General features: G+C 59.5%; 22 protein-coding genes and 4 tRNA genes. 6 read left to right on the top strand and 20 right to left on the bottom strand.

Features of this window, described 5'->3' with window-relative positions:
• Positions 1–242: 242 nt before the first annotated feature.
• From rplA to FHT28_RS05640, 11 genes are all read right to left on the bottom strand, one after another.
• On the bottom strand, positions 243–941 hold the full coding sequence (rplA, locus tag FHT28_RS05690) for a 50S ribosomal protein L1 (protein ID WP_037201285.1): 699 nt from the start codon (positions 939–941) through the stop codon (positions 243–245).
• Positions 942–945: 4 nt separating this feature from the next.
• Positions 946–1377: a 50S ribosomal protein L11 gene (gene rplK / locus FHT28_RS05685; RefSeq protein WP_037201287.1), complete on the bottom strand. Its 432-nt coding sequence runs from the start codon at positions 1375–1377 to the stop codon at positions 946–948.
• A gap of 212 nt (positions 1378–1589) precedes the next feature.
• Positions 1590–2120 carry a transcription termination/antitermination protein NusG gene (gene nusG, locus FHT28_RS05680; protein ID WP_034513460.1) on the bottom strand — a complete coding sequence of 177 codons (531 nt, stop codon included), beginning with the start codon at positions 2118–2120 and terminating at the stop codon, positions 1590–1592.
• An 18-nt stretch (positions 2121–2138) separates the two neighbouring features.
• Positions 2139–2339, bottom strand: coding sequence for a preprotein translocase subunit SecE (gene secE, locus FHT28_RS05675; protein WP_034513461.1), 201 nt, complete (start codon positions 2337–2339; stop codon positions 2139–2141).
• A 197-nt stretch (positions 2340–2536) separates the two neighbouring features.
• Positions 2537–2612 (bottom strand) — tRNA-Trp (locus tag FHT28_RS05670).
• 214 nt (positions 2613–2826) lie between these two features.
• Entirely contained in the window at positions 2827–3678 is an 852-nt protein-coding gene (locus FHT28_RS05665) for a hypothetical protein (protein ID WP_047562192.1), read from the bottom strand.
• Between the two features lie 29 nt (positions 3679–3707).
• Positions 3708–4394, bottom strand: a complete 687-nt coding sequence (locus FHT28_RS05660) for a glycosyl transferase (protein ID WP_037201288.1) — start codon at positions 4392–4394, stop codon at positions 3708–3710.
• A 325-nt stretch (positions 4395–4719) separates the two neighbouring features.
• A complete protein-coding gene (locus tag FHT28_RS05655; RefSeq protein WP_047562189.1) occupies positions 4720–5613 on the bottom strand; it encodes an NAD(P)-dependent oxidoreductase in 894 nt (297 codons plus the stop codon).
• 139 nt (positions 5614–5752) lie between these two features.
• Positions 5753–6262, bottom strand: a complete 510-nt coding sequence (locus FHT28_RS05650; protein WP_168595766.1) for an AAA family ATPase — start codon at positions 6260–6262, stop codon at positions 5753–5755.
• Between the two features lie 70 nt (positions 6263–6332).
• Complete coding sequence (gene tuf, locus FHT28_RS05645; RefSeq protein ID WP_034507401.1) at positions 6333–7508, bottom strand: elongation factor Tu; 1176 nt, start codon at positions 7506–7508, stop codon at positions 6333–6335.
• Between the two features lie 406 nt (positions 7509–7914).
• The gene (locus tag FHT28_RS05640; RefSeq protein ID WP_168595765.1) at positions 7915–8337 is read right to left on the bottom strand and encodes a DUF3597 domain-containing protein; all 423 of its coding nucleotides are present in this window, start codon (positions 8335–8337) and stop codon (positions 7915–7917) included.
• 126 nt (positions 8338–8463) lie between these two features.
• Between FHT28_RS05640 and FHT28_RS05635 the strand changes: the two genes are divergently transcribed.
• The gene (locus FHT28_RS05635; RefSeq protein ID WP_246704803.1) at positions 8464–8604 is read left to right on the top strand and encodes a hypothetical protein; all 141 of its coding nucleotides are present in this window, start codon (positions 8464–8466) and stop codon (positions 8602–8604) included.
• A 41-nt stretch (positions 8605–8645) separates the two neighbouring features.
• Here FHT28_RS05635 and FHT28_RS05630 read toward each other — a convergent pair.
• Positions 8646–8719, bottom strand: a tRNA-Gly gene (locus FHT28_RS05630).
• Between the two features lie 26 nt (positions 8720–8745).
• Positions 8746–8830, bottom strand: a tRNA-Tyr gene (locus tag FHT28_RS05625).
• 199 nt (positions 8831–9029) lie between these two features.
• Between FHT28_RS05625 and rlmB the strand changes: the two genes are divergently transcribed.
• The 3 genes from rlmB (at position 9030) to FHT28_RS05610 (ending at position 11582) form a co-directional block, all read left to right on the top strand.
• Positions 9030–9938, top strand: a complete 909-nt coding sequence (rlmB, locus tag FHT28_RS05620) for a 23S rRNA (guanosine(2251)-2'-O)-methyltransferase RlmB (protein WP_047553216.1) — start codon at positions 9030–9032, stop codon at positions 9936–9938.
• Between the two features lie 39 nt (positions 9939–9977).
• The gene (locus tag FHT28_RS05615; protein WP_047640960.1) at positions 9978–10676 is read left to right on the top strand and encodes a protease inhibitor Inh/omp19 family protein; all 699 of its coding nucleotides are present in this window, start codon (positions 9978–9980) and stop codon (positions 10674–10676) included.
• Between the two features lie 111 nt (positions 10677–10787).
• Positions 10788–11582 carry a class I SAM-dependent methyltransferase gene (locus FHT28_RS05610; protein WP_092576633.1) on the top strand — a complete coding sequence of 265 codons (795 nt, stop codon included), beginning with the start codon at positions 10788–10790 and terminating at the stop codon, positions 11580–11582.
• An 11-nt stretch (positions 11583–11593) separates the two neighbouring features.
• Here FHT28_RS05610 and FHT28_RS05605 read toward each other — a convergent pair whose 3' ends face one another.
• From FHT28_RS05605 to FHT28_RS05595, 3 genes are all read right to left on the bottom strand, one after another.
• The gene (locus tag FHT28_RS05605) at positions 11594–11887 is read right to left on the bottom strand and encodes a hypothetical protein (RefSeq protein WP_051964339.1); all 294 of its coding nucleotides are present in this window, start codon (positions 11885–11887) and stop codon (positions 11594–11596) included.
• A 146-nt stretch (positions 11888–12033) separates the two neighbouring features.
• Entirely contained in the window at positions 12034–12303 is a 270-nt protein-coding gene (locus FHT28_RS05600; protein ID WP_037201307.1) for a hypothetical protein, read from the bottom strand.
• 131 nt (positions 12304–12434) lie between these two features.
• Positions 12435–12510: transfer RNA gene (locus tag FHT28_RS05595), tRNA-Thr, on the bottom strand.
• 168 nt (positions 12511–12678) lie between these two features.
• Here FHT28_RS05595 and FHT28_RS05590 point away from each other — a divergent pair.
• Complete coding sequence (locus FHT28_RS05590) at positions 12679–13452, top strand: NAD kinase (protein ID WP_037201309.1); 774 nt, start codon at positions 12679–12681, stop codon at positions 13450–13452.
• Between the two features lie 69 nt (positions 13453–13521).
• Here the strand turns inward: FHT28_RS05590 and prfB are convergent.
• From prfB to FHT28_RS05575, 3 genes are all read right to left on the bottom strand, one after another.
• Positions 13522–14653 (bottom strand): peptide chain release factor 2 gene (gene prfB, locus FHT28_RS05585; RefSeq protein ID WP_112442694.1). Its coding sequence is split into 2 segments (ribosomal slippage): positions 13522–14583 and positions 14585–14653, totalling 1131 coding nucleotides; the frame shifts between segments, so codons are not numbered across the junction.
• A gap of 126 nt (positions 14654–14779) precedes the next feature.
• On the bottom strand, positions 14780–17239 hold the full coding sequence (locus FHT28_RS05580) for a penicillin-binding protein 1A (protein ID WP_047640963.1): 2460 nt from the start codon (positions 17237–17239) through the stop codon (positions 14780–14782).
• Between the two features lie 258 nt (positions 17240–17497).
• Positions 17498–18673 carry an N-acetylmuramoyl-L-alanine amidase gene (locus FHT28_RS05575; protein ID WP_244655144.1) on the bottom strand — a complete coding sequence of 392 codons (1176 nt, stop codon included), beginning with the start codon at positions 18671–18673 and terminating at the stop codon, positions 17498–17500.
• Positions 18674–19390: 717 nt separating this feature from the next.
• Here FHT28_RS05575 and FHT28_RS05570 point away from each other — a divergent pair.
• Positions 19391–22291, top strand: coding sequence for a ribonuclease E/G (locus tag FHT28_RS05570; RefSeq protein WP_168595764.1), 2901 nt, complete (start codon positions 19391–19393; stop codon positions 22289–22291).
• Between the two features lie 159 nt (positions 22292–22450).
• Here the strand turns inward: FHT28_RS05570 and FHT28_RS05565 are convergent, their stop codons facing one another.
• Positions 22451–23608 (bottom strand): aminotransferase class I/II-fold pyridoxal phosphate-dependent enzyme, encoded by a 1158-nt coding sequence (locus FHT28_RS05565; protein WP_168595763.1) that lies wholly within the window; start codon positions 23606–23608, stop codon positions 22451–22453.
• Positions 23609–23622: the final 14 nt, after the last annotated feature.

The raw sequence follows: 23622 nt of genomic DNA, 5'->3' as shown, positions 1-23622 counted from the left end.
TGAGGATCCTGTCCCCTCGCGCTCGAGCCTGACGGCTCCAAGGCACAAGGCATCCAAGGCTCGAACCGAGTTCATCGAAGCAACGCTTCTTCAAAATTCGGGTCTTACCCGTCTCATGCAGGCTTAAGTGATTAAGGGATAACCACCTGCAATCTCGGACAGGAATTCCGGATTTCTCCGGAAATCCCGGCCCCGAAAGGCCGGGAATTCTTGAGTGCCGGGCAAGATGCCCGGCATAATCATCAGGCGCTCGGCGCCGTAACCGTCGACAGCTCGATCTTGACACCCGGACCCATGGTCGAGGAGATCGCTACGCGCTTCAGGTAGTTGCCCTTGGCGCCAGCCGGCTTTGCCTTGATGACGGCGTCGGCGAAGGCGCGGATGTTTTCTTCCAGAGCCTTGGCGTCGAAGGAAGCCTTGCCGATGCCGGCATGGACAATACCAGCCTTCTCGACGCGGAACTCGACAGCGCCACCCTTGGAAGCTTCGACGGCAGACTTTACGTCCATCGTGACGGTACCGACCTTCGGGTTCGGCATCATGCCGCGCGGGCCGAGAACCTTACCGAGACGGCCGACGAGCGGCATCATGTCCGGGGTCGCGATGCAACGATCGAAGTCGATCTTGCCGCCCTGAACGATTTCGACTAGGTCTTCCGCGCCGACGATGTCAGCGCCTGCAGCCTTGGCTTCATCAGCCTTGACGCCACGAGCGAAGACGGCAACGCGAACCGTGCGGCCCGTGCCGTTCGGCAGGTTGACGACGCCGCGAACCATCTGGTCGGCGTGACGCGGGTCTACACCGAGATTCATCGCTATTTCGACGGTTTCGTCGAACTTGGCGACGGCACGTTCCTTGACCATGTTGATGGCCAGATCCAGAGCATAAAGCTTGGTCGGATCAACGCCTTCACGAGTCTTTTGAATACGCTTTGCTACCATGGTCTCAACCCACCACTTCCAGGCCCATGGCGCGGGCGGAGCCCTCGATCATGGCCATTGCGCCTTCGATATCGGCGGCGTTCAGATCCTTCATCTTGGCTTCGGCGATAGACTTCACCTGAGCCTTGGTCAAAGTGCCAGCCTTGGCGCCCTTGCCCGGGGTCTTCGAGCCGGACTGGATCTTTGCTTCCTTCTTCAGGAAGTAGCTGACCGGCGGCTGCTTCATGATGAAGGTAAAGGACTTGTCCTGGTAGTAGGTGATGACGACCGGGATCGGCATACCCTTTTCCATTTCCTGCGTGGCGGCATTGAACGCCTTGCAGAATTCCATGATGTTAATGCCACGCTGACCAAGCGCAGGACCGATCGGCGGCGACGGATTCGCCGAGCCGGCCTTAACCTGCAGCTTGAGCTGGCCTGCAACTTTCTTAGCCATTTCTCTCTGCCTTTCTGAATGGCCGGTCTCCCGGCCCACGATGCCGGATCGCTCCGGCGGCTGCGGTTGCGTGGTGCGGATTAAAGACCTGGCTAAGGCCCCACCCTTCCACGCGGATTGCGGCTGCGCCGCGAGATATAAGTAAGCATTTACTTATATCCAAACTCATTGGAAAGATCAGCAATCAAACTGATCTTTCCGGATGGAAACGATCAAACCTTCTCGACCTGACTGTATTCCAGCTCGACCGGCGTAGCGCGGCCGAAGATCGAGACCTCCACCTTCAGGCGCGAACGCTCTTCGTCCACATCCTGAACCGTGCCGTTGAACGAGGCGAACGGACCATCGGAAACGCGGACCTGCTCGCCGATCTCGAAGGATACCGAAGCCTTCGGCCGCTCGACACCTTCCTGGACCTGACCGAGAATGCGCTCGGCTTCATAATCCGGAATCGGAACTGGTTTATTGTCGGAGCCCAGGAAGCCAGTGACCTTCGGCGTATTCTTGATCAGGTGGTAAGCTTCATCCGTCAGGTTGGCGCGAACCAGCACATAACCCGGGAAAAACTTACGCTCGCTATCGACCTTGCGACCGCGACGCACTTCGACGACCTTTTCAGTCGGCACGAGGATCCGTTCGAACAGATGCCCGAGACCCTTCTGCCTGGCTTTCTCCTCGATGGATTCAGCCACTTTCTTTTCAAAATTAGAATAAGCGTGAACGATGTACCAACGTGCCGCCATGTTCATCTCCACCCGATATCAGTTGCCGGTATTCAGCACATAGCTGAGTATCCAGCCAATGAGCTGGTCGGCAGCAAAGAAAAACAACGAGGCGAAAACAACCATGACAAGTACCATCACCGTCGAGATCATCGTCTCACGGCGTGATGGCCAAGTGATTTTCGACGTCTCGGAGCGAACTTGCTGCAGAAACGCTAGTGGATTCGTTTTGGATGCCATTGACTGCCCACGCAATTACGGCGCGTAAAGCTGAACATATCAGCCCCACGCACCGCGTGTCTGTTGAACCCTACATAAACACCGATTCCCAATTTAACAAGAGGCAATCCAGTGTTTTCGAAAATTTGCCGTCAAAACGGCATGCTCCCTAAACTTGAAAAGCAGCGAAATAACCGCGCCAATCAAATCAAGGAAAGTGGCAGGGGCAGCAGGGCTCGAACCTACGACCTGCGGTTTTGGAGACCGCCGCTCTACCAACTGAGCTATACCCCTTCATTCTTCGAGTATTTACATCAAGCGGTGGACCGCCTGAGCAGTTCGAAGACATGGCGCTCCCTTTAAGACGGGACGAAACGATTGGCAAGAGCGTTTTTCGCTTTTTCCCAATCGAGCCCGCAGCTTCGCGGCATGCAGCCCAGCACTGTCAATAGCGCCGCCGCGCAGAACCATTGCGGAAGGCGCCGAAAAGGCGCCTCTCGCTGCGCCGCTACTCCCCAGGCGAACCCTTCGGCTTCCGCTTCAGAAATTTTGGCCTGAGGCGGCGCAGGAAATTATCCGTCGAACGAATCACATTGGTCAGCGAAATCAGCTTGTCCACTTCCGCATCCGCGTTGCCCAATCGCTCGGACAGCACCTCCGCGGCGGCCAGCGAAATCTCGGCCGATGGTATTTCGGAAAAACGTTCAGCGAGCCTGATATAGGGATTAAGGGAAACGCCGCCATGAATGGTGATCTTCCCGAGACGCGCAAAGAGGCGCAGGAAGGTTTGCTCGAAGGTCCAGTCATGGGCGGAGACCACCCTCCACTTCTGGCTACGCCTCGCCGAAAAACCGGCAAGAACGATGGCTCCGGGTAGCTTCAAATCGCTGAGCCATAGCGCCATGGCGAAGCCGCTGGTCGGGGTCTTGCCTTCCGTATAGAAATCGGAGCAGAAACCGACCAGATCGAGATGGCCTGTCGGCGCGCCCTGAAAGTCGGCGGCCGGATTGAGCTTCTCCTCCGGGCCGAGGCGGATGTTCATGATGCCGAGGAAATATTCCTTCGGGAAGAATTTGACGACCTCGCCCACCTCGCCCCGATAGACGATATTGGCACCGCGCGGCTGGCCGCGCGAGATCAGCAGCGAGTGCCCGGGGAAAGGACGGTCCAGGACCTTGTAGACCTTATTGAAGAAGACGAAGAGCGCTGTCGGCGGAAACTGCGCCTGCAGGCTTCCCATGTCGACCGCGTCGCTGTTGGCGACCAGCACGATATGAGAATAAGCCGCCAGCAGGGGGCGCCATTCGTCGGCGCTGTTCAGGCCAGCCGCGGAGCCCGCGGCCGGGAGGCCGGCATCCACGGCCCCTGTCGGCTCTTGCCTCAACTCGCTCACTTCTGCTGTACGTGCAGCATACGCTCACGCATGGCAAACCATTCCTCGGCGTAATCGTCGTTGCGGTATTCGTCGAAATACGGGCCGCCGTCGGTGAAATGCACCAGCTTGGCATCCTCGCGGTAGTCGTATTCATTGACGAGATAATTCCAGGTCACCGGCACCTCGCCGATCTGGTCGTCGCTTTCCAGCCACTTGAATTGATGGAGCTCAAGGCCGGTGGCCGTGTTGACGAAGTCCTTCGTCAATGCCTTGCACTTGGCATTGTTGAACAGGATCATGCTCGACCAGTTCTTCTTCGCGTACTTGGTCTGCGTCTGGCCGAGGAACTTGGTTTCGATCTTCGGCTGGTAATCGTGCTTGACGCACATGGCCGCATAGCGATCGTCGCGCAGCGCCCAGAGTTCGGCGATGTCGGTGCGGGCCAGCATGTCGCAATCCATGAAGATGCTCCAGCCCTCATAGTCGCTGAGGTAGGGCACTAGGAAGCGCGAGAAGGAAAACTCGGTCGACTGCAGCGCATTACGCTCGCGCGTGAAAATGCCGCTCAGATTGTTGAGCACGATCGGCGAGAATACCACCGGGATCGAGGACCGCTCGATGATGCTCTGGGCGAGGACGTGATAGGCCACGACCTCCTTGGAATCGAAACCGACAAAAATACGTGCAACACTATCCTTCATGACACCTCCGAAACGGCTGACCCCTTGAGAGCCAGCCGGCAAACCATTTTTCGTAGCGACGCAAACTGCCGCGATTCCATCCGCAAAGCACCAGGGCCGAGGGATGTTCGTTCGAAACAGGGGGCGAATATGCCGTACCACCCGCTGCAATCTCCAGGAGATACCCAGCATACGCAACCCTACTTAAATAAACGGGGATATTTGTCGAGTGTTTGCGGAAGCATTTTTGGTTATGCTGCGTAACAAATGGAGAGGCTTCGTACTTGGTCGACGCCTCTGCCGGGCACCGCGAGAGCGCCCGGCCCTATTCGGAGGTCACGCAGCTTCAGACCTTCACATATCGCCGCCAGTCGTGCTCTTCCTTGAAACCGAGGACTTCGCGGATCTTGCGGTTGGAAAGCAAGCCTTCATATTCGCCGATCTCACGGGTGAAAGGCACGTTCGGATAGTGCCTGGCGGCGAGTTCGCGCGAGGGCGTGTTGGCTGAAACCGTGTCGTTGGCGGCGTTGAATACCTGGAAGCCGAGGCCGCTTTTTTCGATGCAGAGGTGAACGATCTGGCCGAGATCGCGGGCGTCGATATAGCTCCAGGCGATGCGCTTGCGGATCCCGCTGTCGGCGAAATATTCCGGGAAGCGCTCATATTCGTGGGGCTCGATGACGTTGCCGATGCGCAGCGCATAGATGTCGATGCCGAAGCGCTCGGCGAAGGCCCGCGCCGTCTTTTCATTCAGAACCTTGGACAGGCCATAGGAATCCATCGGATTGACGTCATAGTCCTCCTCCAGCGGGAACTGATGGAAATCGCGATGGCCTTCGGCGAAGCAGACGCCGTAGGTCGTTTCGCTTGACGCAACGATGATCTTCTTCACGCCGAGCTTCGCCGCCGCCTCGATGACGTTATAGGTGCTCATCGTGTTGATGCGGAACGTCTCGTTGTCGGGCTTCAGCAAGATGCGCGGGACGGCTGCGAAATGCACGACGGCATCGAAGGGCTGCACGCCCCTGCCCTGATCGAGATCGGGGAAATCCCGATGCATGGTCAGGACGTTATAGACTTGTCCCGCATCGGTGACATCGGCCTGCAGATTGGTGACGCCGGGGCTGTTCAGCGGCACGAGATCGATGTTGTGGACTTCGTAACCGGCCTCGACCAGCCAGGGCACGGTGTGGCGTCCGGCCTTGCCGCTGCCGCCAGTAAACAGAATGCGCTTCTTCATGAAATCTCCTCCGGATAAAATCCTAGCGATAGGTAGACCTTTTCGGCTTTTTCGCAAGGCAGGTGCGGCGGTTGGAATCACTTGACCGACGTGCTTGCGGTGAACAGCGCCGCTCATCACCGGACGGTGACCGGCCGCATTACCCGTGCAGATGCTGCAAAACCCGCGCGGCACTCTGCTCGACCGAAAGGCGACTGGTATCGAGAATCTCGCAGCCTTGCGTCAACGCTTCATTGCGCAGATAGGTTGCCCAGTTCATCATCTCCGCATTGGCCAGCTCTGGCTGGCCGCGCTCCATCGTCAACCGATGCGTTCTCGCCGCATCGTCGCAATCGACCAATAACAGTTTGTATTCATTGATCTTTGCTGCCGCGACAGCTTCAATGACGAAGGACATCCGCATCTGTCCCTCGAGCAGCGCCGCCTCACCCTTCCGGACATGTGGGGCAAGACGTGCCAGCCATTCGATGGTCTTGTCACGCTGCCAGGCCTCCGGCGAGCCATGATCTTGGATCATGACGTCAAGTGCCGGGACGCCGATGCTGTCGAAATGATGGACGGACACCTCAAGCGCATGATTCTTCGCTATCGCCTGCGCGACCGTCGTCTTGCCCGAGCCCGAGGCGCCCGTCAGAATGATCAATCCCATGGCACCTCCCCCAATGCAAAAGGCCCCGCTGTTTCCAGCGGGGCCTTCTTATAAAGGAATAATCCGAGGATTACTCGACGATGGATGCGACGATGCCTGCGCCGACGGTACGGCCGCCTTCGCGGATGGCGAAGCGCAGCTTTTCTTCCATCGCGATCGGCACGATCAGCTCAACGGCAACCGTGACGTTGTCGCCCGGCATGACCATTTCCGTGCCTTCCGGAAGCGTCACGATGCCGGTGACATCCGTCGTGCGGAAGTAGAACTGCGGACGGTAGTTCGTGAAGAACGGCGTATGACGGCCGCCTTCTTCCTTCGTCAGGATGTAGGCTTCGGCCATGAACTTCTTGTGCGGCTTCACAGAACCCGGCTTGCAAAGAATCTGACCACGCTCGACGCCGTCACGGTTCACACCGCGGATCAGCGCGCCGATGTTGTCGCCGGCCTGGCCCTGATCGAGCAGCTTGCGGAACATTTCAACGCCGGTCACCGTCGTCTTCGACGTCGGACGAATGCCGACGATCTCGACTTCTTCACCAACCTTGACGATACCGCGCTCGACGCGGCCCGTCACAACCGTACCACGGCCAGAGATCGAGAACACGTCTTCGATCGGCATCAGGAACGGCTGGTCGATCGGACGCTCAGGCGTCGGGATGTAGGCGTCAACAGCCGCCATCAGCTCGCGGATCGCGTCTTCGCCGATCTTCTTGTCCGAATCTTCAAGTGCTGCCAGAGCCGAACCCTTGACGACCGGAATGTCGTCGCCCGGGAAGTCGTAGGACGACAGCAGTTCGCGAACTTCGAGCTCGACCAGCTCCAGAAGCTCGGCGTCGTCAACCTGGTCGACCTTGTTCAGGAACACGACGATTGCCGGAACGCCAACCTGGCGAGCAAGCAGGATGTGCTCGCGCGTCTGCGGCATCGGGCCGTCGGCAGCCGAGCAAACCAGGATCGCGCCGTCCATCTGGGCGGCACCGGTGATCATGTTCTTCACATAGTCGGCGTGGCCGGGGCAGTCGACGTGCGCATAGTGACGGGCCGGCGTCTCGTATTCGACGTGAGCCGTCGAGATCGTGATGCCACGTGCCTTTTCTTCCGGGGCAGCGTCGATCTGGTCATACGCCTTGTACTCGCCGAAGTACTTCGTGATCGCTGCCGTCAGAGACGTCTTGCCGTGGTCAACGTGCCCAATCGTACCAATGTTAACGTGCGGCTTATTGCGCTCAAACTTACTCTTTGCCATTTGAATGCTTCCTATGAACGTAATGAGTGACCCCGGCGAACCGGTTTAGTGCCGCCGTTTAAGGCTTTCGTCGCGTTTGCGCAAGACTTAATTGCAGGGCCTATTCCGGGCGAAGCCTGGTCGATGACGCGGGATCCGCAGCCCTCGATATTCATTCGCCGCCCAAGGTTCGCCGGCCGATCCGGAAAGGTATAAAAGCGTTTGCCGGTTCAATGGCTTAGATAGGCACGCGCCGGAATGAATTCCAGTGCCGGATGCAGGAATGGAAGCATTCATCGGGTAACGCCACTCATCAATGCAAAGCGCCCTCTCCCGGTGGGAAAGGGCGCAGAGCAATCAGGCGACGACAAATCGTCGTCTATAACGATCGATGTCCGGTGCAGTCAGCACCGAAGCCCGGCGCCTGTCAGTCGAGAAGCTCGGCCGGCACCTTGCCGCCATTGTCCGCGAGCTTCTTCAGAAGCGCCTTGTGGAGAAATATGTTCATCTTGGCGGAATCGCCAGCATCACCGGTATAACCCAGTTCCTGCGCCAGCTCCTTGCGCTCCGAAAGGCTCGCGTCCATGCCGAGCGCCTTCATCAGATCGACGATCGAATGTTTCCAGTCGAGCTTCTGGCCACTCTTCTTGACGGCCGCATCGAGGATCAATGCGATATCGACCGGAGCGGCCGGCGCGCTGGTCGCAGGCGATGTTGCTGCCGTGGTCGCTGAAGGAGCCGGCGTCGGCACAGGGGCTGGGTTGGCGGTTGCCGCTGTGGTCTGCGTCGGTGCCGGAGCAGCCTTTGCCTCTCCCCAGATTGCACCCTTGATCTTGTCGAAAATACCCATTTCCGTTCTCCCGTTTCGGTTGCCTGAGCAATATCTAACGCTCGCGTTGATATAAGCAACCCTTCATGTCAACTGTGCAAAGACGGGTGAGCGCGGGAGACCGACCCTCACGATTCCCGGGCCAAGGTGATACGCATTACCGCAGCCGGGGCGGCGGCACAGCGCGCCATCGTGGCTGTCGAGACCGCCGACGCGGAATTTTTCGGGCCGGTAGACGAGTCACAACTCGCCGGTCTGCTGCGGCAGATTGCCGGCGAGATCCGCTAAGACAATAAGTAGCTGTCCGAATGACTAAAAATTTCGAGACTTGGAGCGGGTAGCGGGAATCGAACCCGCGTATTCAGCTTGGAAGGCTGCTGCTCTACCATTGAGCTATACCCGCGCGGGTGGTCAAGATCCTGTGCGGAATGGTGGAGGGAGTTGGATTTGAACCAACGTAGGCTGAGCCAACGGATTTACAGTCCGTCCCCTTTAACCACTCGGGCATCCCTCCAGTATTCCGACTGGATCTTGCGACCAAGTTTGCTCGACCGTGGCGTCGCCGCCGTGATCTGCGCCGCGTATATGACCGGACGACTTCCGTCTGTCAACATAAGGAATTGCCAAAAATGACGAAAAAATTTCAGCCTGTGAGAAAAGCGCGGCGGCGAAAGAGGGCTATGCGCCCGGGAAGGCGCTGGTTATAAAGCCGCATGAGCAAAGACAAAACATCCGGCCGCTCCGGCCCCGATAACACCACCGACGACAAGTCGGCCAAGGACACGCATTACGCCACCCTGCGTCGCGCACATCGCGATGCCAAGCGCGAGCGCGGCGAAATCCCGACGCCACAGCCGCAGAAGCGAAAGCGGCCCAGCGCGGATGATTGGAAGCCTCCGGCGCTCGCGCCCGATCAGGTCCTTCTTTACGGCCTGCATACGGTTCGCGCCGCCCTTGCCAATCCCGAGCGCAAGAACATCAAGCTGTCGACGACGCAGAATGCGCTGGTGCGGCTGGAGGTCGGCCCGGTCGACGCGCTTGGCATTCCCGTCGAGATCGTCTCACCGCAGGATATCGACAAGGTGCTGGGCCCTGAAGCAATCCACCAGGGCGTAATGCTGGAAACGCGCCCCCTGCCCGTGCGCCGCCTCGAGGCGCTGAAGGACAGCCCGCTGCTGCTGGTTCTCGACCAGGTGACCGACCCGCACAACGTCGGAGCGATCATGCGCTCGGCCGTAGCCTTCGATGCGGGGGCCGTGATCACCACCCAGCGCCACAGCCCGACCGAATCAGGTGTGCTGGCAAAATCCGCCTCGGGCGCGCTCGAACTCATACCTTATATACAGATCACCAATCTCGCCGATGCGCTCAGTGAGCTGCATCGCCTCGGATTCACCACCATCGGCCTTGATTCGGAAGGCCCCGCGCCGCTCGAGGGTACCTTCAGCGGCGACAAGGTCGCCCTGGTGCTCGGCTCCGAGGGCAAGGGACTGCGCCAGAAAACGCGGGAAACGGTAAATGCGCTGGCGCGGCTCGACATGCCGGGCGCGATAAAATCGCTCAATGTCTCGAACGCAGCTGCGATCGCGCTCTATGCGGCGCGGTCCTATCTGAAAATCTAGCGACACTGCGGCTGCCGCAGCAAGTTGGGGGAATTTGCTTTGATCCGCATTCTTGGCCTTACGGCGCTCTCCGCCGCCCTTGTTCTCACAATCGGTCAGCCGGCACGCGCAGTTGACGACGAACTCGTCAAGGCTCAAGCCGGCGCATGGCTGGTTGCGCCCGAAAACGGCGCCAAAGGCTGCCGCCTTACCTTCGAGACCCGCGCGATCTCCGGCGGCTACGCCATAAGCGGGGCGGAAGCCTGCGCGGCGGCCCTGCCCGCGCTCTCCAAGGCAAGCGCCTGGAATTTCACCGATGACGGTGCGCTCACTATCGTCGATGCCGCAGCGAAGGCGCTCATCCGGTTTCAGCAGGAAGAAGGCTCCCCTTGGGAGAGCGACGCAGGCGATCCCACATGGCTGTTGCCGGCGCTCGACGACGTCGATCACGTGCCGACCGTCGCAAGCCTTGCCGGAGCGTGGCGCATCCAGCGGCCGGACGGCAAACCGGTCTGCGACATCACGCTGACCACGGACAAGGATCCGGACGGCACCGCCAAGATGTCACCTAGCGGGGACTGCGCAAGCGAGATCGGCGATCTCAAGCTTTCGCTCTGGGCAACCGAAGGCTTCGGCCTGGTGATGCTCGGCAATGACGGCTCCTCGCTTTCCTTCGATATGAAGCCGGACGGCAGTTTCCAGAAATCCGACGAAGAGGAAGGCGAGCCGCTGTTGCTGGTGCGCAAACAGGGCGGCTGAACGCCTGAAAACGCGCCATGGGTTGACCTCCCGGAAATGTGACTATGTGTTATGGAACCAGCTCAAAGGCTGGAAACGATTGTCACATAACGCAAGGTTGGTGCGGCGCGCATGGTACTACCGAATATCCGAAAGTTCATTTTCCACGATCTACGCAGCGTGGAGGGATATATCGATCCGCCCGATGCGCTTGTTTATCTTTCACTCCTGGAATGGCAAAACCAGAACGATCTTGATGGCGGCATCGCGGAAATAGGCATCTATTTCGGCCGCTCCTATTTTCTGCTGAAGAAGATTGCAGGGCCTGACGCCAGCGTGCTCGGCATCGACCTCTTCGATATTGGAGATACGGCGGACGGCATCTCCGAGCAGTATCGCCTCTTTCTCGAAAACGGAGACAGGCTCGGCCTGCCCGTGGACGAGGAACTGCTCGTTGTCGGCGACAGCGCGGACGTATCGCCAAGCGATATCGTCGACAAAGTCGGCTCGGTGCGCTTCTTCAGCGTCGATGGCGGCCACAGCCTGTCCAATTTGGTCAGCGATAGCAGCCTGGCGAAGGACACCCTCGCCGATCACGGCGTCATTATCTTCGACGACACCTTCAATCCCGCCTGGCCGGAAGTGACAGTCGGGGTCGCCGATTTCCTCCGCGAGAACGACGAGATCTTCTCCGCCTTCTGCATGACCAAATACAAGACCTATGTCTGTCGGCGGGAATTTCACGACCTCTATCGCGCAGCGATAGAACAGGCGCCGCACCTCGGAGCCTTCGAATTGGCGGAAACGCATTTTCTGGGGTCCGACGCCGTGCGCCTGCACAATCCCTTCAGCCGGCGTCTTCTCTACGAACTCATGACCCGTTCCGGCATGGGTGCCATTTCCGAACGCGCCTATCGCTGCCATTAGAGCGGCAATGTTCAGCGAAGGGCAATCGGTGTCACGTGCCAAGCCGATTGCCGCCAGAGCGATCTTTGGGTAACCGGACATCCCTCCTGCAGCTTCGACCACGAGGTGACATTGAGGTTCATCTCGCATTGCGCGAGATAGCTCTTGCCGCCCACGGTCATGCAGGCGACCTCGCCGACCGCATGCTGCTTACCATCCGTATTCTTGCAGTAGCAATTCTCGCCGGCTAACGCCGACACGCTGGTAATCACCGCGATCGCAACAAGCGGCAATCCCAAGACGACATACCTCGATGTCTTGCGCATGAACATATCCTCACCCGCCACTGACGAGATGAGTGTATGCCTATTGCAAACATTGTAAATGAGCCCGCATTTTAAGGCATTGGCCCAATGAAGCCCCGGCGGAGAGCCGAGGCGCAATTTGAAGCCGGCAGAGCCGCTGGGGCCTGCTAGTGAACCGCCGGATCCGCTTCGTCGAAAAATGACCTGATGCCATCGCGTGCAATCGTTGCCAGGAATTCGTCGAAAGCTTCACGGTCGGTCGCGAAGGGCTCCTCCCATTCGATCAGATCCTCTTCCGGCGTGATGACTTCCATCCGCCAGTCGGCATTGCTGCCGGCCGGACGAAAGATATCGACCAAAACGGTCACATCGTCATCGGTGAACTCACCCGACAGCTCGGAGTGCTCGAGTTTAGGCTTCTTGGGCTTGAGGGTCATGTTTTTCCAAGGACACGATGTTGTTGATGATCGTTGCGAACGTCCCGAAGGCGTCGGCATCTACATATTGGTCTGCTGCCGCCGGTTTTCCATACCAGCGATAACACGGCCACCATATTCTTGAAAAGATCTGGTGCCCCCGGCAGGGTTCGAACCCGCGACCCCCTGATTACAAATCAGGTGCTCTACCAACTGAGCTACAAGGGCACATCGGCATGCCAAGTAGCAGATTTTGATTTCCTGTAAAGAGAAAATCGGCCGCCTTCCCCATGATCCCTCGCACAAGAGCGGATTGGGGATTCACCAGTCTTTACAAAACGTCTTGTCGCATAGGGGGAATATCATTACGTAGTACGATCATTAAAAGGACATTACATGTCGCGTAGTTTTCAATCTGTTTGTTTTCTCGCCTCAACTGCGCCGGAAGCATTGGAGGCACAGGAAGAGCTGATTCGCCTCTATGGCCAGACGCCGCAGCAGGAAGCGGATGTGGTCGTGGCGCTCGGCGGCGACGGCTTCATGCTCCAGACGCTGCACAAGACGATGAATTCCGGCAAGCGCGTCTATGGCATGAATCGCGGCTCCATCGGCTTCCTGATGAACGACTACCGCACGGATTGCCTGGCGGAGCGCATTGACGCAGCTGTGGAAAATGCTTTTCATCCGCTGCAGATGAGCACCCGTAACGAGGATGGCAGCACTTCAGTCGCGCTTGCCATCAACGAGGTGTCGCTTTTTCGCCAATCCTATCAGGCGGCGAAGCTCAAGGTCGAGATCGATGGACATGTGCGCCTGCCGGAGCTGATCTGCGACGGCTTGATGGTCACGACGCCTGCTGGCTCCACAGCCTACAATCTTTCGGCGCACGGCCCCATTCTTCCACTTGAAGCGCCGCTGCTTGCCATGACGCCCGTCAGCGCGTTCCGCCCCCGCCGCTGGCGCGGCGCTCTCTTGCCGAACAAGGTGTCGATCGACATCACCGTGCTGGAGCCGGAAAAAAGACCGGTCAACGCCGTTGCCGACAATGCCGAGGTCAAATCGGTACTGAGCGTGCGAATCGCCCAGACCGAGGACACGACCGCGCGCATCCTTTCCGATCCGGATCGCTCCTGGTCGGAGCGGATACTTGCGGAACAATTTTCGGATTGAAGCCCATGGCATGGCCACATGAAAAAAGCCCCGTTTCCGGGGCTTTTGGTTATCTCGGTATATTTGAGGTTACTCGACGTCGTCGACAACCGCGTCTGCCGCGCCGCTGATGCGGTGCGCGAGAGCGGCTTCCATGAACTCATTGAGATCACCGTCCAGCACATCGCTGGGAGCCGTGCTGGCCACGCCGGTGCGCAGATCCTTGACGAGCTGATAGGGCTGCAGGACGTAGGACCGGATCTGGTGACCCCAGCCGATATCGGTCTTCGAAGCAGCTTCGGCATTGGCAGCCTCTTCCCGCTTCATCAGCTCCGCCTCGTACATGCGGGCGCGCAGCATGTCCCACGCCTTTGCGCGGTTCTTGTGCTGTGAGCGTTCCTGCTGGCACTGCACGACGATACCCGTCGGGATATGGGTGATGCGCACGGCCGAGTCGGTGGTGTTGACGTGCTGGCCGCCGGCGCCGGACGAACGGTAGGTGTCGATGCGGCAGTCGCTTTCGTTAATGTCGATCTGGATCGAGTCGTCGACGACGGGGTAGACCCAGATCGACGAGAAAGACGTGTGACGACGTGCGTTGCTGTCATAGGGTGAGATGCGGACCAGGCGGTGAACGCCCGATTCGGTCTTCAGCCAACCATAGGCATTGTGGCCCTTGACCAGAAGCGTTGCCGACTTGATGCCGGCTTCCTCGCCGTCATGGACTTCGAGCAGTTCCACCTTGAAACGCTGGCGTTCGGCCCAGCGGGTGTACATGCGCAGCAGCATGTTCGCCCAGTCCTGGCTCTCGGTGCCGCCGGCGCCCGAATGGACTTCGACATAAGTATCGTTGGAATCGGCCTCGCCCGAGAGCATAGCCTCCACCTGCCGGCGCGCAGCTTCCGCTTTCAGGCTCTTGAGAGCCTCTTCGGCTTCGCGGACGACGTCGTCATCGCCCTCTTCCTCGCCAAGCGCGATCAGGTCGATATTGTCGTTAAGCTGCTGTTCGAGCGCACGTACGCCGCTGATGCCATCATCGAGATGCTGGCGCTCGCGCATGAGTTTCTGCGCTTCGGCAGCATCGTTCCAGAGGGTCGGGTCCTCTGACTTGTTGTTCAACCAGTCCAGTCGTCTTACCGCCTGGTCCCAGTCAAAGATGCCTCCTCAGCAGGCTTATGGCCTGCTTGGTTTCGTCGACTATTTTCTCGATTTCCGCTCGCATAATCCTGCTTCTTTATTCGGCGGTTCGATGTGAACCGTTGTTCAATTCAAAGAATGCTGGTGACATAGATATACATGCCGCGGGTGTAAAGCCCCGCGGCATGATGATCGGACAAATAGGATGGGATCAGAAGAGGCCGCCCGACCCGGAGGTAACAGCCTGGTTCGCCTGCGGCGACGTCCTCAGAATTTCCTCTGGCGCAACCTGCGCAGCCTCGCCGCCACCAATGACCGTCAAGCTCGTAGCCGGGCCGGTGCCGGGCTTGAAGGCCTCCATGATGGCGCTCGGATCGCCTGGCTCCGCCGCCATGCCCGTGGCGCGGTTGACTGCCATCATCGTCATGCCAGCCGGAACCTGGAATTTCTCCGGCGCCTCATCCTTCGTGGCAGCCTGCATGAATTCGTTGAAGATCGGCGCGGCAAGCCCGCTGCCGGTGCCACCCCTGCCGAGCGTGGCGGGGGTGTCGTAACCGACATACAGGCCGGCGACGAGGCTTGGCGTGAAGCCAACGAACCAAGAATCCTTTTCATCGTTGGTCGTACCGGTCTTGCCGGCGACATCGGTGTTGAGCTTGATCTTGCCGGCCGCCGTACCGCGGATGATGACGCCCTGCATCATCGACGTGACCTGATAGGCGGTCATCGGATCGAGCACCTGCTCGCGATTGTCGGCGATCACAGGTTCGTCCTGATTTTGCCAGGCGCTGACATTGCAGCTGTCGCAGACGCGCTCCTCATGTTTGAAGATGGTCTTGCCGTAGCGGTCCTGAATGCGGTCGATCAGCGTCGGCTTGATCTGCTTGCCGCCGTTGGCGATGACCGAATAGGCCGAGACCATGCGCAGCACCGTCGTCTCGCCGGCGCCCAGCGACATGGCGAGAACCGGATTCATATGATCGTAGATCCCGAAGCGCTCGGCATATTCAGCGACGAGCGGCATGCCCATGTCGGCGGCGAGACGAACCGTCATCAGGTTGCGGGAATGTTCGATGGCGAAGCGCAGCGTGTGGACGCCCCCGCCCTCGCCTTCATAGTTTGTCGGTTTCCAGACATCCCCATTGCTGAGGGTGATTTGCAGCGGGTCATCGAGAATAACCGAGGCCGGCGTATAGCCGTTGTCCATTGCCGCCGCGTAGACGAAGGGCTTGAACGACGAGCCCGGCTGACGTTTTGCCTGGGTTGCACGGTTGAACTCGGATTGCGCGTAAGAGAAGCCGCCGACCATGGCGAGCACACGGCCCGTATGCGGATCCATGACGACCAGGCCACCCTGTACCTTCGGCGGCTGGCGCAAGCGATAGGTGCTGGAATCGGCACCACCGGTTTTCTGCACGAAAATCACATCACCCGCGCTCAGCACGCCGCTGGGTGATTTCACAGCCTTGCCGCCGGCCGAGCGGAAAGCCCAGCGCATGTCGGCTGCCGCGATCGTGCCGCGCCTGCGATCCGTCGAAACCTTGCCGCCAGCATCGACGCTCGGCTGCAAACCGATGTCGACGGCCTGATCGGACACGGAGAGTACGACGGCGACCTGCCATTCGGGAACGTCGCTCAAGGTCGGGACCTTGGCAAGCTCGACGCCCCAATCCTGCGACGTCGTGATCTGCTTGATCGGGCCGCGATAGCCGCGGCGCTCGTCATAATCGACGAGACCATCCTGCAAAGCCTTGCGCGCTTCCAGCTGCATCTGCGGATCGAGCGAGGTGCGAACCGAGAGACCGCCTTCATAAAGGGTCTTTTCGCCATATTGGTCGATCAATTGCCGGCGCACTTCTTCGGCAAAATAGTCCGAGGCAAACAGCGACGGACCGCTCTTTGGCGGTACGACGCCGAGCGGCTGCTTCTTGGCGTCCTCGCCATCGCTCTGGCTGACATAACCATTCTCCACCATGCGGTCGATCACCCAATTGCGGCGGGTGATCGCTGCTTCCGGACGGCGGAACGGATTGTAGTTGGAAGGACCCTTGGGGAGCGACGCGAGATAGGCCGCTTCGGCGATGGTCAGCTCGTTGACGGACTTGTCGAAATAGGTGAGCGAAGCGCCGGCGATGCCATAGGAATTGAGGCCGAAGTAGATCTCGTTGAGATAGAGCTCGAGGATCTTGTCCTTGCTATAGGCCTGCTCGATGCGGAACGACAGAATCGCTTCCTTGATCTTGCGGTCGAAGGTCTGGTCCGCGGACAGCAGGAAGTTCTTGGCGACCTGCTGCGTGATGGTCGACGCGCCGACGAAGCGGCGGCCGGAGCCGATGTTCTGCAGGTTCACCACAACGGCGCGTGCCAGGCCCCCGACGTCGACGCCGGGATGATTGTAGAAATTCTTGTCTTCAGCGGAGAGGAAGGCGGCCTTGACGCGGTCAGGTATAGCCTGAATCGGCACGAAAAGTCTGTTCTCCCGCGAATATTCCTTCATCAGCGCGCCGTTGCCGGCATGAATGCGGGTCGTCACCGGAGGCGCATATTTCGCAAGCACTTCGTAATCGGGAAGTTCCTTGGAAACGACGCTCAGATAGATAGCCGCAGCCGCGGCAGCACCCAGAAACAGGAGGCAGCCCAGCCCAAAGAAATATCCAATCAGTCTGATCATGTGATACTACCGGTGCTTGTTCTTCATGCGGCATATGCGCGAGATCATCGCATAACCACGGGCGTTTTGCACGCCCGCGGTGTTAATGCAAGACGGCGACGAGACAAAGCCGTGTGCGACCCGCGGACGAACGATACTTTGCTGTAAAGGCGGGAATGTGAGCAAAATAGGGCTTGTCTCCGGTATTCCCAGTTTCATTAGGCGCTAATAATAGCAGCTGTTACATGGAAGCCACGTACGACCGGATGCATGACGCGGCTAGCCACCATTTGCGATGATCGATACGCGATATTGCTTCACGGCCTCTGTCAGCCGATCGGCCACCTTTTGCCGCCAGTCGAGATCGAGCAGCAATTTCTCGTCGTCCTTGTTGGAGAGAAAGCCCAGTTCGAGCAGAATGGACGGAACGTCCGGCGCCTGCAGCACGCGGAAGCCGGCGTGGCGATGCGGATTATTGATCGTGGAGACCTGCCCATTGAACGAGGACAACACATCCTGCGCCAGTGAGATGGAGAAGGCCTGCGTCTCCCGCCGGGTCAAGTCCATCAGGATGTCGGTAACGGCGGGCGGCTGAGCCTGCGTTTCGGCGGCGGCGATCTGATCGGAATTGTTTTCGCGGTCGGCCACTTCGCCGGCGAGCCTGTCCGAAGCCTTGTCGGAGATCGTATAAACAGTCGCGCCGCGAATATCCTTCTGCTTGAGCGTATCGGCATGAAGGGAAATGAAAAGCGAAGCGTGATTCTGGCGGGCGATGGTCACCCGTTCCGACAGCGACAGATACTGATCCTTGTCGCGTACGAGAAACGCCTTGATGCCGGGCTGGGCATTCAGTTTGTCGGCGAACATCTTTGCGAAGGCGAGCGTGATGTCCTTTTCCTGCGTGACGCCATCGCTGCCGGTCGCACCGGCGTCGATGCCGCCGTGGCCGGCATCGACAGCCACAAGAAAGGTGTTCGGATCGGCTTTTTGCGTCGATTCGACCGGGCCGACATCCTTTGCCGTATCATCGCTCGTCCAGCTCTGCTCTTTCACAAGCTCGGCGAATTGCTCGGCGGGCAGCATTTCGGCATCGAGCACGAGGCGGCTGCCCTTACCGTCTTCATTGGCCTGCACCTTGGCCATGACCAGCTTCACGGGCTTTTTCGCCGTCAGAACGATTCGGGCGCTGTCTGCGTCCATCGTCCCGTAACGAATATCCTTGAAGAGACCGGCTGCCTTCAAATCCGCAGCCGGAAAACCGAAGGCAGTCGCCGGGAGATCGACCACGACGCGAACCGGATTGTCGAGATAATGAACCGAAAAGGTCGGCTCGCGATCCATGTCGATCACGATGCGCGTGCGGGCATCGTCGCCGGCGATACGGGCGCCAAAGGCCAGCACGGGATCGGCCGCCGCATTCGTCGCCGCGAACGGCAAAAACGCTGCCAGCATCATGAGGGCGAAGGTCGCCACCGCAAGTCGCAAAGCCCTCACGCCAGTCTCCGCCGCATGCCGCAATCCCTTTAACACGTGTCCAACGCGCCCCATATTGGTTTCGACGTTGTTTTTGAAGTCCCCATAACGGGAACCAAGCGTGACGTGATGGCGCCGCCCGGCGATACGCCGGGAGAAGAATCAGAAGACGCCCTCCCTCATTCTCATCATCCGACGAATCCATCAATATTATGGCATACTTGGCTTTTCCCTTGCTATTGTGACAGATAAAACATACAACGCATATTAGGGTAGAAGTGTTGACGGGATAGAGTCGCCGCAAAGGCAGCCGCCTCGAGTACCAGGCGCCATAAGCGGCAGTCATCCGCCGTCTACAAGAGCTTCTGCTCCAACAGTGGATATCTGAATTTTCAGCCTCAGGCGGGAAATTCATCGGTGGAGAGCCACCAAACGCTCTTTAGAGAGCAAATTCATCGGACCCGGTTGGGTCTAAGGCATAGTTGATCTCGCTTGGTTACGGATGTTACCGCAGCAGCTTTTTCAGGAAGTGAACAGACCCCAGGGAAGTAATGCCCCGGCTGCCGTCTGGATGCTGTCATCGCCGTACAACCAATCGCGACTTTCATTATCCGGTGCAGCAACGGCGGATCGCGTCCGGCTTGTCCCAGCGACAGGCAGGCCCCCATCCGGTTGCCCGCGCCGAGGAGCACAGCTTTCATGGCAGACAAAATGCTTATCGATGCGTCTCACGAGGAAGAGACGCGCGTCGTTGTCGTTCGCGGGAACCGCATAGAAGAATTTGACTTCGAGTCGCAGCACAAGAAGCAGATACGCGGCAACATCTATCTCGCAAAAGTAACGAGGGTCGAGCCCTCGCTTCAGGCCGCGTTCGTTGATTATGGCGGCAATCGCCATGGCTTCCTCGCCTTCGCCGAAATTCACCCTGATTATTACCAGATCCCCCTCGCCGACCGGCAAGCGCTGCTGAAGGCCGAAGCAGAGGAACATCGCCGCGACGACGATGTCGAGCATGTGGAAACGGCGCTCGACCTCTCCCAGCAGGAGCAGCCGGATGTCGGCATCCTTGCGAAAGACGGCAACGACAACGCTGTGCCTGCCGCGATCGCCGAAGAGACCCCTGCCGCCGAGGCAATCGCCACCCCTCAGGAAGAGGCTCCGGCAAAGAAGGCCAGGCCTCGCCGCAGCCGCAAGAAGCCGGTCGCGACCGCTCCGTCTGACGAGGCTGCCGCCGAGGCAACGACCGCCGTCGATGCACCGAGCGAAGAAGAGGAAGGTCCGTCCGGCGAAATGGCCGCGATGGTCGAAACCGATTCGATCTCCGAAAATGTCGACCTTTCCAAGCGCCGCAGCGACGATGACGACGATGATGATCACGACCATGAAGAGGAAGTGATCGAATCCGTCGGCGCCGAAGACGCTATGGAAGAGGTTCCGGATCGCGTGCAGCGCAAGCCGCGCAAGCAGTACCGCATTCAGGAAGTCATCAAGCGCCGGCAGATCCTGCTGGTGCAGGTTGCCAAGGAAGAACGCGGCAACAAGGGTGCTGCGCTGACCACCTATCTCTCGCTCGCAGGTCGCTATTCGGTTCTGATGCCGAACACGGCGCGCGGAGGCGGCATCTCCCGCAAGATCACCAATCCGCAGGATCGCAAGCGCCTCAAGGAAATCGCCAAGCTGCTCGAAGTGCCGCTGGGCATGGGTGTCATCCTGCGTACCGCCGGTGCCAACCGCACCAAGGTCGAGGTCAAGCGCGACTTCGAATATCTGATGCGCCTGTGGGAAAACGTCCGCACGCTGACGCTCGCTTCGACCGCCCCTTGCCTCGTCTATGAAGAAGGCAGCCTTATCAAGCGCTCGATCCGCGACCTCTACAACAAGGATATCAGCGAAGTCATCGTCTCCGGTGAGGAAGGCTATCGTGAAGCGAAAGACTTCATGAAGATGCTGATGCCGAGCCACGCCAAGGTGGTTCAGCCCTATCGCGACATCCATCCGATCTTCTCGCGCTCCGGCATCGAGGCACAGCTGGACCGCATGCTGCAGCCGCAGGTCACGCTGAAGTCCGGCGGCTACCTGATCATGAACCAGACGGAAGCTCTGGTTTCGATCGACGTCAACTCCGGCCGCTCGACCCGCGAACATTCGATCGAGGATACGGCGCTTCAGACGAACCTCGAGGCAGCCGATGAAGTCGCCCGTCAGCTTCGTCTGCGCGACCTTGCCGGCCTGATCGTCATCGACTTCATCGACATGGAAGAAAAGCGCAACAATCGCGCCGTCGAGAAGAAGCTGAAGGAATGCCTGAAGAACGACCGCGCCCGCATCCAGGTCGGCCGCATCTCGCATTTCGGCCTGCTGGAAATGTCGCGCCAGCGCATCCGCGCATCGGTTCTCGAAAGCACCACGCAGATCTGCTCGCATTGCGGTGGCACCGGCCATGTGCGCTCGCAGTCCTCTGTCGCGCTGCATGTCCTGCGCGGCATCGAGGAATACCTGCTCAAGAACACGACGCACGACATCGTCGTGCGCACGACGCCGGACATTGCGCTCTACCTGCTCAATCACAAGCGCCAGACGATCACCGACTACGAAAGCCGCTTCGGCGTTTCCATCGTCATCGGCGCCGACAATGCCGTGGGCACGCAGCACTTCGCGATTGACCGCGGCGAGCCGGTGGCCAATCCGGTGAAGATCGAGAGCCTGTTCAACTTCGCCGCCATTCCGGAGGACGATGACGACGATATCGTCATCGAGGCCGATGAGGATGAAGACGAGGAGCTGGAAGAAAAGGCTGCAAGCGTCGAGCAGCAGCCTGCCGCCCGCTCCGAAAACAATGATGGCAACCGCAAGCGCAAGCGCCGCCGCCGTCGTCGCGGTCGCAGCGGCGATGCCCAGACAGCCTCCGAATCAACCTCCGACACCTCTATGGAGGATGGCGATGAGGAAGGGGATGAAGGCGACGAAGACGACAACGTCGGCAATACCGAAATCTCCGCCGTGTCCGGCAGCGACGACGCGCAGCAGAAGCGCAAGCGCCGCCGCCGCGGCAAGCGTGGCGGCCGCCGCAATCGCGATGGCGAGGGCAATGAATTGGCTGCCGGCGACGAAGCCGGTTCCGACGAAGGCGCTGATCATCAGGATGACGGCGAAAGCGATGTTGCTGTGACCGTCGCCGAAATCGTCGTTGCCGAAGGCGAAGCCACCGTCGAAGGCCAGCCGGCCATGGCAGCCGTCGAGACGGCGTCCGTCGTCACCGAGGACGTGAAGCCCGCCAAGAGCCGCAGCCGTCGCAAGCCGAAGGCGGAAGCATCGCCAGTCGAAGCACCGGTCGTCGAAGCGGTACCTGCAACTGATACCGAAGCCGAGATGGTGGCCGAAATTGTCGCTGATCTCGACCGCCCGGTAGAACCCGAACCGGCAGCTGCGGCGGAATCCGAAACAGCCGTGGCCAAGCCGGCACGCGCCAACCGCGAGTCGAACGTCTCGTCCTCCGAGCCGGTGGTCAAATCCACCCGCACCAACGAGGGCGGTGATGGTGACGGCGATCCGACCAAGCCGAAGAAGGCTGGTTGGTGGCAGCGCCGCGGTTTCTTCTGAGCGTTGCTGTTTGGGAAGAATTGATCAAAAAACCGGCCGTGGTGACGCGGCCGGTTTTTTGTTTCTGCAGATCGCCAGGTTTAAGGCTCATGCTTGGAAACGGTGCTCACGCCCGCGCAACCACATTCGCAGACTGGCGCAACACATTGATCCGGTAGCCTATTTCAGCCAGGCCGCCATGCGTTCAACCGCCTCCTCGATCTCGGCATTCGAGCCGGCATAGGAGATCCGCATCGCGCGATGCCCGTCGTCCGGGTCGAAATCGAGACCGGGCGTGGCGGCGACGTTGATTTCGGCGAGCATCTTGCGGGCGAAGATCATGCTGTCATTGGTGAAGCGGCTGACATCGACGTAGGCGTAGAAAGCGCCATCCATCGGAGAAGCGATACGGAAGCCGATTTCGGGCAGACGCCGCATCAGGAAATCGCGGTTGCGCCCATAGCTTTCGCGATAGACATCGAGTTCGGCGCCTGCGCCAAGCGCTGCCTCTGCAGCGATCTGGGACAGTTCCGGCGCGGAGATATATAGGCTCTGGGCGACACGCTCGATGGGGCGCACCAACCGCTCCGGCAGCACCATCCAGCCGACGCGCCAGCCGGTCATGCAATAATATTTCGAGAAGGAGTTGATGACGATCGCTTCGTCGGTCAGTTCCAGCGCACTCGTCTCTTCGCCGACGAAGGTGAGCCCGTGATAGATCTCGTCGGAAATGAAGGCGATGGAACGATCGGCGCAATAATCGGCGAGCGCCTTCAGCGCCGCCCTGCCCGTGACGGTGCCTGTGGGATTGGCGGGGCTTGCAAGCAGAACCCCCTTCAACCGCTTGCCGCTCTCCGCCTGTGCCGCCTCCAGGCTTTCCGGCGTCAGCGTGAACTGCGTCTCCTCGGTCACCGGCACCTCCAGCACATTGAGCCCCAATGCCGCGAGGATATTGCGATAGGCGGGATAGCCAGGGCGAGCGATGGCGACGCTGTCGCCCGAATCAAACAAGGTCAGAAAGGCAAGATTGAAGCCAGCCGACGAGCCGGTGGTGATGGCGATGCGCTTCGGATCGACCGACAGGCCGTGACGGGTCTGGTAGTGCGCGGAGAGCGCCTGGCGCAGCGTCAGCGTCCCAAGCGCGTCAGTATAGCCGATGCGGCCGTGGCCGAGCGCCGCGCGCGCCGCCTCAAGCGCCGCCTGGGGCGCCGGATGGGACGGCTGTCCCACAGCCATCGAAATGACGGGATGGCCGGCCTGACGCCGAAGCGTCGCCTCGGCCAGCACATCCATGGCGTGGAAGGGTTCGACATCGCTGCGCTTGGATAGGGAAAACAAGATCAATTCTCTCT

Origin of the sequence: Rhizobium sp. SG570, assembly GCF_012275345.1 — a bacterium.
GTDB lineage: Bacteria > Pseudomonadota > Alphaproteobacteria > Rhizobiales > Rhizobiaceae > Rhizobium > Rhizobium lusitanum.
This window is presented reverse-complemented; position numbering and strand designations above follow the sequence as displayed.